This is a genomic window from Nocardia brevicatena NBRC 12119 (genome assembly GCF_000308495.1).
Classification (GTDB): Bacteria; Actinomycetota; Actinomycetes; order Mycobacteriales; family Mycobacteriaceae; genus Nocardia; species Nocardia brevicatena.
In genome coordinates this window covers 40,238-49,324 of the sequence record NZ_BAFU01000054.1, presented here as the reverse complement: position 1 = coordinate 49,324, position 9,087 = coordinate 40,238, and the positions used below count along the sequence as shown (strand labels likewise).

Sequence of the window (9,087 nt, the reverse complement as noted above, 5' to 3'; positions counted from 1 at the left end):
TGTGCGGTAATCTCGGAGTCGTCCTGGCGCGATGCACCGCTCAAGCGGAGTCGACTCGGGAAACTATCTGCGGTAGCGCGTGGGAGGTCAGGGATGGGGCGGGTCCATGTGCTTCCGGCCGCAGTGTGTGGTGTGCGGCTGGCCGATGCGGTGCGGATCTATCTGGGCACGATCACGGTGCCGAACACCCGTGCCACCTACGCGGCGGCGCTGGATCGCCTCGTCGCCGATTTCGGCGCGGATACCGATGTGGCACAGCTGGATACCGATCCGGACCGGGTGGGCGGCTGGTTCACGTTCGTGTGGGGCGCCAAGTCGGCCAAGACGTTCAACATCCGGTTGACGGCGCTGGGCTCGGCGTGTGGGTATTGGCGTGAGCAGGGCTGGCTGGCGGGTGATCCGCTGGCGCGGTTGCGGGCGCGGCCCGCGCCGCCGGACACCAGCAAGGCGTTGAGCCGGGATCGGGTCGCCGAGATCCTGGGATCGGATGCGCCGCTGCGGGAACGGGTGTTGTGGCACATGCTCTACGAGTCCTCCGCGCGCGCGGAGGAGGTGCTGACGCTGGATGTTCCCGACCTGGACACGGCGAATCGGTGCGCGGTGGTGACACGCAAAGGCGGGGCCAGGGATGTGATCGCGTGGCAGACCGGCACTGCGCGGTTGTTGCCGCGGGTGCTGGCGGGCCGGCGTCGCGGGCCGGTGTTCCTCACCGACCGTAAGGCCCGCTCGTCGGTGGCTCTGGGCGACGTCGACCCGGTCACCGGGCGGGCCCGCTTGTCCTACCGGCGGGCGGCGGAGTTGTTCGAGGTCCACACCGCCTGTTACGACGACGGCCCCTATACGCTGTATCAGCTGCGGCATTCGCGGCTGACCCACGCGGCCGAGGAGGGTGCGTCGACCCCGGTGCTGATGAAATTGGGCGGGCACACCTCGGTGCGCAGCCTCGCCAAGTACGCGCGGGTGTCCGACGAGGGGTTACGCCGGTATCAGGCCGGCAGCGACCCTGCCGCGCGGCGGCGGTGATCCTGGCAGTGGGTTTCGTGCCTGGTGCCATCGGCCGGGGTCTGCGATGAGTGGGGCACCCCTGAGCGAAGCGGGACGTGAGTTGCTCCAGAGCATGCGCGACGCCATGGTCAGGTTGCTCAGTCGCCGGGCTGGTCCCCATCTGCACGACACGTTGGGTGATCTCGCGGAGGAGGTGCGTGGGGTACGAAGGAGGATCGACGACGCCGAGCACGACGGCCGCGAACAGATCGAAGCCGGCATCCGGCGACTGGATCCGCCGATGGCGCACGAGGGTCGCGCCGGTGATCGCCACGGAGTTCCCGATAACGTAACAGGGCTGCTGGCCAGGATCCACGCGAGCGGAGTGGACCCTGGGACCGCTACCCGGGTCGAGCGCGCGGTGCTGGACAGATATCAGCAGCAATTGCAGGTACGGGAACGGACCCTGCGGCAAGAATTCCTCAACAACAGATCCCGCGAACTTCGCGACCGCGGTGAGACCGCAGACGCAGCCGAAACCACCGCCAGAAGCCAGGTCGACGACTATCTGCGCAGTGAGCGTGCCCAGCACCTGATCAGCCGCGATGCCGCAGCCCGCACCACCGAATGGGCAGACAACATCGAACTCGCCCCCGTGCTTCGCGAGATCGCGACCTCACCGCGGACCCGGGCGGGATCGGTCGATGACGCACTGGCCCGGCTCACGTCACGGGCCGAACAGGACACCTCACTGCCCAAGGGACTCAAGCAGGCGCTCGCCCGGCTCGAGAACAGCGGCGCCGATCCCCGTGCTGTCGACCGAGCCACAAGACTGCTTCATGAGCGTTACCACGAGTACCGGCAGCAACCCATGGCCAACACCTACCGTGAGACCCTGCTCGAACGACGTGCTGAATTCACGCGCGACGGTTTCCCCCCACACGTCGCCGACCGCCTTGCTCAACGCGACACCGAAGCCTTCACCCAAACACCGAAGGCGCAGCGGATGATCGACAGCGTCGCCGCGAACAACACCAACCAATGGCTCGAAAAGATGCGCGGCGCAGCCGACCGCGCCGGCGTCGATATCGCCGACCGGCTCGCCGAGATCCACCGATACGAACATCAGCCGGTACCCGAACCCGAACTCCGCGCGGCCCGCGATCGCCTCGACGCCATGCACGCCGACCTCGACACCACCCAACACCGGCTGAACACCCTGCTGGAGAGGTCACCAGAACTGGCAGACAAAGGCGCCGCCCGCTGGCAAGAAGGAATCGACGCCCTCCGCGACAACATCTCACGCCTATCCGAGACGGTGCGCGCCGGAACCACAGGAGGTGAAACCGTCACCCGTCGCACGATCAACGACGCCGCACTGCAGGGACGTGAAGCCAACCTCCGCGGATACGATGGCGAAATCCGGATGGCCGCCAAACTCGACGACATTCACGATCTCGGCCCGCTGGTCGATGTAAGCACCCCCACCGGCACCCGTATGGCCAGCGAGGTCGATATCGTCACCGAACAGGGCCGCACCTGGCATGAAGTGAAAACCAATGATCCCGACGCCCAGCGATCGAGCCAGAAAGAGCTCGAAGCACAAGCCCGCAAACAGCTCGCCATCTCCCATATGAACCGCGAGTACTGGGTAGACGGCAAGCCGCCAGAGCTGAAGATGCACTTCATGAACGGCGTGCATCCCACCGTCAAATCCCGCATCGAAGCCATCCGCATCGAAGACGAGAACGGGCACATCATCGACAACCATCGTGTCGAAGTCATCGACGAGTCCTGAGCAGGAAACTCACTCGCTGTCGGCGGCTTCCGGATCGCGCAGCGGCCGGTGCGTTCCGCCGAGATCGGGCAGATAGAAACTGTAATGCCCATCGATACCGATATGGCCACGCACGAATGGTGACAACCGGGCCACATCCGCGTCGTCAACCGGGTAGTCCTGGACGCACAGTTCGGCCAGGACACGGTCCATGTAGACGGTGTTCCACAGCACCACACAGTTCAGCACCGGCCCGAGTGCGGAGAGCTGATCCTCCATGCCTTCGTAGTAGGCGCGCGTCATTTCGCCTCTGCGGCCGTGGAAGATCCGCCGCGCCAGATCGTGGCGGCCCTCGGTGAGATTGGCCTGGGCTTTGAGCTCGCGGCGATACGGCTCGTCGTCGGCCGGCCGCAGCACGTGCAGGGTCTTGAAGATCCGCCCGAAATGCGCGACAGCGTGCCCGAGTGAGGTGGGTTGCCCATCACGGGAGATCATCCGGGTGACCTCGTGTGCGGACACTTCGCCGGTGTGGATCGAGACCGCGATCCGGCACATGTCCTCCCAATGCCGGCCGATCCGCTCGACATCGATCCGACCGCGAGCAGCCTTGTTCAGGGGCCCGTAATCGGCGGAAGGGTCGATGCGCCACAACCTCTGGTCGGGCAGGTTCGCCAGCTGCGGCCGGTATTGGCGGCCGAGCAGGTGCAGCAGCCCGAACACGATATCGCTGTAGGAACCGGTGTCGGTAATGATCGCCTCCGGCACCGGTCCACCCTGCTGACGCAACACCACATCCACAGCGTGCAGCGAATCGCGCGGGGTACCGGACAGTACCTGGGCGGCGAGGCCGGCGGCCTGGTCGTTGATCATGTTCAACCAGGTGATCCCGCGTTTGCGGCCGAAGTACTTCGCGTTGGGGCGGGCATGGATAGTGCGCACCGGCACGACGAACCGCAACCCGTCCACGCTGGCGACCAGCCCACCGCCCCATGCTCTGGCCAGCGGGATCCGCGCCTGGGCCTCGACCAACGCGGTGTTGGCGGCCGCGAGGGTGTCAAACCGGAGATAGGACTGGTCGACGTGGTGCAGCCGGTCGCGGGTCAATGCCTCCACCCCGGGGCTGGTCACCGGCCCGAACCCGACGTTCATCGCGTGCGAACACAGCACCGCTGCGACCGACAACCCCAAATCGGCGACCCGGGCGGCATTTCCGGAGGCATGGGTGAACGCCTCGGTGAACCCCGGATGCCACGACATCACCTCCAGCACCAGCTCCGGCAGATCGATCCGCGGCAGCATCGCCTCCACCCGCCGCCGCAGATCGGTCAGACTCGGCGGATCCGGCACCGCGGTCAGCGTGGCGGCGTGCAGTTTGCCGTCGTCGGCGACCGTGGCCGGGGTATCACCATCGAGCCGCGCCGCGACCTCCCGGTAGGCGGTATCCAGCGCCTCGGCATGGTCGGCGAGCATCACCGACGGTTCCGGCGGTAGACCGAGTGCGTTGAGCCCGGCCTCGCGAGCGGTGTCCCAGCTCGCTCCGGCCAGCAGGTGCGCGCGGGGATCACGCCACTTCGACGAGGATTCCACAAAGATGTTGCGGTGCTTGAGATGGCGGTGGAACTGCTCGAGCACACAAAACGTGTAGGCCGCGCGATCGACGGTCTCGGCCGGACGGCCCGCCGGATACGCCAGCCGGGACCACGCCCCGCCGATCAGGTCGTGATCGACCCGCCGGGCATCGAGCCACCGCGCCCCGGGCTTGCCCGGTTCTTGCCCGGTTTTTCCGTGATCAGTTCGGCCAGGGTGCGCATCGCAGCCAATACCGGCGCACCCTCCGAGGCCGCTCCGAAGACCAGGCCGCGCATCAACCGGGGCAGAAACGGCCGCACGGTCGCGAACCGCCCGGCCGGCTCCTCCGCGCGCTGACCGTCGAGTTCGGCGTCTCCGGGCGGGACCAGTTCATCGATGACCGCGACCGCCGACCGCAACACGGTACCGGTGACTTCGCCTCGATCAGATCCCACACCACCCCCAGCTCGATGCCCTGATCGATTTCCACCATCTCCAGCAGCACCCGCACCGCCTCGGCCAACTTGACCGCGTTCCGCGAGACCTGCGGATAGCGGCGCAGCTTCTCCTCCTTGGACTCCCGCTCGGCCTTGGACAACAACTCCGTGGTCATCAGCAAGTCGAACAACTCCAGCACGTCATCGACGGCGCGGGCGCTCAACACCGACACCGTGGCCGCCAAGACCGCCAGCCGGTGCTCACGGCTCATCCGCCGCAACTGCGTCGCCTTGCCCGACAAGCCGTGCTGAGCCAAACCCAGCAACCGCCGCGGCGGCACCGCCGACACATCCACCCCATATGCCCCTGCCACCGCGAGATCCCCAACCCGCTCCAGCGCGGCGAGCATCCCCTTCGACGATGGCCGGAACACCCCCTTACGCAGCCGATCCAGCTCACTGACCCGCTGCTTCGTACCCGCCGGCACCTCCAACAACCCCAGCAACACCCCCGCCACCGACGGCGAGAGCTGCCCGGCCAGCTGCGCCCACAACCGCTGCTCGGCCGCCTCCCGACCGGCCGCGACCAGCTTCTCCAGCATCGTCACCCCGGGCAACAACACGCGGCGGGCCCGGCACCATGCCACTGCGCCCTCGAAAACCGCTTTCGGGCCGTCACCGGTGATCCACGCCTGATCGGCGATCCATGCCGCCGGCTCCGCTTCCGCCTCGGCGAACCCCACCAGCCCGTATTCGGCCGCGATCTCGGCCTGATGCTCGAACCGCGTCGTGCGCCGCACCATGTACTCACCCAGGCACGACAGGTCACCGATCTCCAACTGTTCGGCGAGATAGGCCACCAGCTCCGCCGGCACATCGACCGGGTCGGCCGGGAACATTCCCAGGTATCGGACTGTCACCACCTGCACTGCGAACCCGAGCCGGTTGTAATCGTGGCGCCGCGCCGCGATCAACTGCCGATCCGCATCATCCAGATAACAGAACCGCTCCAACTCCACCCGGGACAACACACCGAAACGCCCGTACCCGGGCACACCCGCATCAATCACGCCGACATGAAACCACCAGCTCAACAACAAGATTCAGCCCGTCTGCTTAGCGTGACTTTTCTCCCGGATGAGCCTCGACCCCCGGTGTAGGGCCGGGCGGTGGCTCTCTCGTGGAAGCGACGGACCCCCACCGGCATCACCAGACGAAAATGGTTTACCGAAGGCTTTGGGACGAACGGGTTCCGATCAACGCGTCGAGCGCGTTCTACGACCTCGCCGGATTCCGTGCAGGCGCCGAGCCCCTCGACGGATTCCAGCTCGACGAGGTCGGTGACGTCACCGACCTCGACCTGGCTCACCTGCAATGCCATATCGGCCTGGACACCCTGTCCTGGGCACGCCGCGGCGCCCGCGTCAGCGGATTGGATTTCTCCGAGACGGCCGTTCGGACGGCGACCGACCTCGCCGCCGAGACCGGTCTGGCGCATCGCGCCCGTTTCGTCACCGCCGATGTCTACGACGCCGTCGATGTACTGGGCGCCCACGCGTTCGATCTCGTCTACACCGGCACCGGAGCCCTCATGTGGTTGCCCGACATCGATCGCTGGGCGCGGGCCGTCGCGGGCCTGCTGCGTCCGGATGGCCGGCTCTACCTGTCCGAGTTCCATCCCCTGACCGATGTTCTCGACGACGAGAGCGGTACCACCGTCACACGCGACTACTTCGCCCGCGAGCCGCAGTCCTACGAATCGCCTGGCTCATACGCCGATCGGGAGGCCCGGACAGCGCACAACATCGCCACCGAATGGCACCACACGTTCGGCGACATCCTCAGCGCGATCACCGCCGCCGGTCTGCGGCTCGAGTTCGTCCACGAACACCATATGATCCCGTTCCGGCGTTTCGACACCCTCGTCGAAGAAGACACGCGTTTCCGCTATCCCACCGGGTCCGCACGCCTGCCGTTGATGTATTCGCCGGCGGCCACCGCACCCGCCCGGTAGGGGTCGATCTTCGGCAGGCCGAGCGTCTTCCCGCCCACGGTGCGGTAGGTGAATTTCTCCGGCATAAGCGATGCAGACCGTTCCTCTCGAAGAATTCAGATGTCGGACAGGGTCTGTGGAGCGGAAGAGTCCGGGACCGGTCCCGGACCAGGCGAGCAATACTGCCGATTGGGCGCCATACCCGGAAGCCCCGATGAGTACGCGCGGATCGTCTTGCCGCCACACTGTGAGGAGAAAATCATGCGTTTCCGGTTCACTGCCAACGCCGCGGCCTTGTCCATTGTCGGGCTCGCTGTGTGGGTCTCTGCTGTAGCAGGCCCCGCGATCGCTCACACCGCAGGCAGTGGAGCCCAGGCACTCGGCCCGGGGTTGACCAAGCAGCCGCCCGGCACCTTGTTTCAGACTCGGGAAGAATGTGAAATAGAGCGGAGCATGTATCCCGACCCGTCGAAGCTGCGTTGCTACGAGTGGCCGGATGGTCGGTGGGTTCTCGCCGACGCCCGATAACAGCGTTACGAGTATTCCATCGAGAAGGGAACGGCTCAGACGACCATGACCCGGCGCCCCCGCGTGTGACCGGCGTGGCTGTCGATGTGCGCCATCGCGGCCTCGGCGAGCGCTTCCGGCATGCTTCCGGCCACGCCGGAGAATCGGACACCGGGCTCCGGTGCACCGAGATCGGCGATGGGGACCACCTTTTGCAGATCCCGGTCAGCTCGACGAGCTCGCGGATCACGCCCGAGCCGGCCAGATCGAGAGCTGCGTCGACATGACGGTCTCGACTTCCGGGACACGGCGTCCGGCGCGCTTGACCGTGGACCAGATCCGGCGGCAATCCGTTGTGCGCTCTGCTCGGCCTTGGGAGGCCCGGCGTCGTGGTGGTGACAGCGCCGAACCCACCACAGAGGAGATCGCGCGGCCGAACGCTGTGTCCGGGCGCTGTTCGAGCGAGTCGACCGCCGTCTCGCCGCACGCGAAGGCGAAACCGGCGAACGGGCCGCCGAAGACGACTGACCGCGGTGAGAGCATCGACCTGGAATTGTCTTTCTGCCCCACGTGGACACCCGCGCGGACCCGAACCGAGCCATATTCCGGACTGCCCCAAAGGGCCGACACGTCCGGTTTCGTCCCGCAGATACCGCACACGGGTTCTGCTCCAAACCAGGAACTACGCCATATCCGTTGCTTTTTGCGCCGTTACTACCGGGACCTCACCACCTGCCGATCGGTTTCCGACACGACCACGCCAAATTTGACCTGGAGCGCTCTCCAGGTCGTAGCGTGCTGTCGCAGGGTTGCCGACACGACAAGGGAGAGTTGTATGGAGCTCGGTTTTCACGTTCCGATTTTCGACGTCGACGGTGGGACCGCCGCCATCGCCGGTGAGCTGACCAGGGTGGGTGCCGCAGTGGAACAGGTCGGTGCGCGGTGGTTGTCGTTCATGGACCATTTCTTCCAGATCGAACCGACCGGGCTCCCCGCGGAGGCGAACATGCTGGAGGGCTACACCACGCTCGGCTATCTGGCCGCGCATACCTCCACCGTCGAACTCGGGCTGCTGGTGACCGGTGTGACCTACCGGCATCCGGGACTGCTCGCCAAAATCGTCACCACGCTGGATGTGCTGTCCGGCGGCCGGGCCGCGCTGGGTATCGGCGCCGCGTGGTTCGAGCGTGAACACCAGGGCCTTGGTGTGCCGTTCCCGCCGGTCCGTGAGCGGTTCGACCGCTTGGAGGAGGTGTTGCGCATCTGCGCGCAGATGTGGGATCCGGAGAACAACGGACCATTCGAGGGTATCTACTATCGGCTGGCCGAGACGCTGTGTTCGCCGCAGCCGCTGCACCGCCCCACGGTGCTCATCGGCGGTGGCGGAGAACGGCGGACGCTGCGGCTGGTAGCGCAGTACGGTGACGCGTGCAATCTGTTCGCCTCCTCGACGGAGGAGGTCGGGCACAAGCTCGACGTATTGCGGCGGCACTGCGACGAGGTGGGTCGCGACTACGACACGATCCGCAAAACCGTCCTCGCCGGCAGCCCGACCCCTGATGAACGCGACGAATTCGTCCGGCGGATGGCCGGTTTCGCCGAACTCGGCGTACACACCGCCATCATCATGCCGCCATCCGGTTCACCGGCCGCCTGGATCGACAGTATGGCGCCGGTCGTCCCCCGCCTCGCCGAACTCTGACCGTTACGCTCGGGCGTCGGGTATCCGCGTGCCGGCACGTGCCCACGCCACGACGAAGGCGATCGTGAACGCCAAGTACACGGCCGGGAAGACCTTGGCAAGATCCTTTGCGTGCCCG

General features: G+C 66.4%; 7 protein-coding genes and 1 pseudogene. 4 read left to right on the top strand and 4 right to left on the bottom strand.

Annotated features, from left to right (window positions below):
• Positions 1 to 93 precede the first annotated feature (93 nt).
• Positions 94 to 1,023, top strand: a complete 930-nt coding sequence (locus tag ON20_RS13305) for a tyrosine-type recombinase/integrase (RefSeq protein ID WP_051162380.1) — start codon at positions 94 to 96, stop codon at positions 1,021 to 1,023.
• A 46-nt stretch (positions 1,024 to 1,069) separates the two neighbouring features.
• Entirely contained in the window at positions 1,070 to 2,782 is a 1,713-nt protein-coding gene (locus tag ON20_RS13300) for a hypothetical protein (protein ID WP_040835680.1), read from the top strand.
• Between the two features lie 9 nt (positions 2,783 to 2,791).
• Here ON20_RS13300 and ON20_RS38865 read toward each other — a convergent pair whose 3' ends face one another.
• The 3 genes from ON20_RS38865 to ON20_RS38855 are packed head-to-tail and all read right to left on the bottom strand — an operon-like array spanning position 2,792 to position 5,837.
• The gene (locus tag ON20_RS38865; protein WP_245547217.1) at positions 2,792 to 4,474 is read right to left on the bottom strand and encodes a Tn3 family transposase; all 1,683 of its coding nucleotides are present in this window, start codon (positions 4,472 to 4,474) and stop codon (positions 2,792 to 2,794) included.
• Entirely contained in the window at positions 4,474 to 4,626 is a 153-nt protein-coding gene (locus ON20_RS38860) for a hypothetical protein (RefSeq protein ID WP_245547214.1), read from the bottom strand. Before ON20_RS38860 ends, ON20_RS38865 begins: the two co-directional genes overlap by 1 nt.
• Complete coding sequence (locus ON20_RS38855; protein WP_245547213.1) at positions 4,626 to 5,837, bottom strand: DUF4158 domain-containing protein; 1,212 nt, start codon at positions 5,835 to 5,837, stop codon at positions 4,626 to 4,628. The genes ON20_RS38860 and ON20_RS38855 overlap by 1 nt, the downstream gene beginning before the upstream one ends.
• A gap of 149 nt (positions 5,838 to 5,986) precedes the next feature.
• On the opposite strand from ON20_RS38855, the gene ON20_RS13290 reads away from it, so the two are divergent.
• On the top strand, positions 5,987 to 6,781 hold the full coding sequence (locus tag ON20_RS13290) for a class I SAM-dependent methyltransferase (RefSeq protein ID WP_040835678.1): 795 nt from the start codon (positions 5,987 to 5,989) through the stop codon (positions 6,779 to 6,781).
• A 542-nt stretch (positions 6,782 to 7,323) separates the two neighbouring features.
• Here ON20_RS13290 and ON20_RS40565 read toward each other — a convergent pair.
• Positions 7,324 to 7,550 (bottom strand): annotated as a pseudogene (locus ON20_RS40565) (NADP-dependent oxidoreductase); the annotation flags it as partial.
• A gap of 552 nt (positions 7,551 to 8,102) precedes the next feature.
• On the opposite strand from ON20_RS40565, the gene ON20_RS13275 reads away from it, so the two are divergent.
• Positions 8,103 to 8,969: an LLM class F420-dependent oxidoreductase gene (locus tag ON20_RS13275; RefSeq protein ID WP_040835666.1), complete on the top strand. Its 867-nt coding sequence runs from the start codon at positions 8,103 to 8,105 to the stop codon at positions 8,967 to 8,969.
• Positions 8,970 to 9,087 lie beyond the last annotated feature (118 nt).

Excerpts from the sequence above, each read along its gene's own strand:
- ON20_RS13300 (WP_040835680.1), top strand. The coding sequence starts at position 1,070 with ATGAGTGGGGCACCCCTGAGCGAAGCGGGACGTGAGTTGCTCCAGAGC.
- ON20_RS13305 (WP_051162380.1), top strand. The coding sequence starts at position 94 with ATGGGGCGGGTCCATGTGCTTCCGGCCGCAGTGTGTGGTGTGCGGCTG.
- ON20_RS13290 (WP_040835678.1), top strand. The coding sequence starts at position 5,987 with ATGGTTTACCGAAGGCTTTGGGACGAACGGGTTCCGATCAACGCGTCG.
- ON20_RS38860 (WP_245547214.1), bottom strand. The coding sequence starts at position 4,626 with ATGCGCGGCCTGGTCTTCGGAGCGGCCTCGGAGGGTGCGCCGGTATTG.
- ON20_RS13275 (WP_040835666.1), top strand. The coding sequence starts at position 8,103 with ATGGAGCTCGGTTTTCACGTTCCGATTTTCGACGTCGACGGTGGGACC.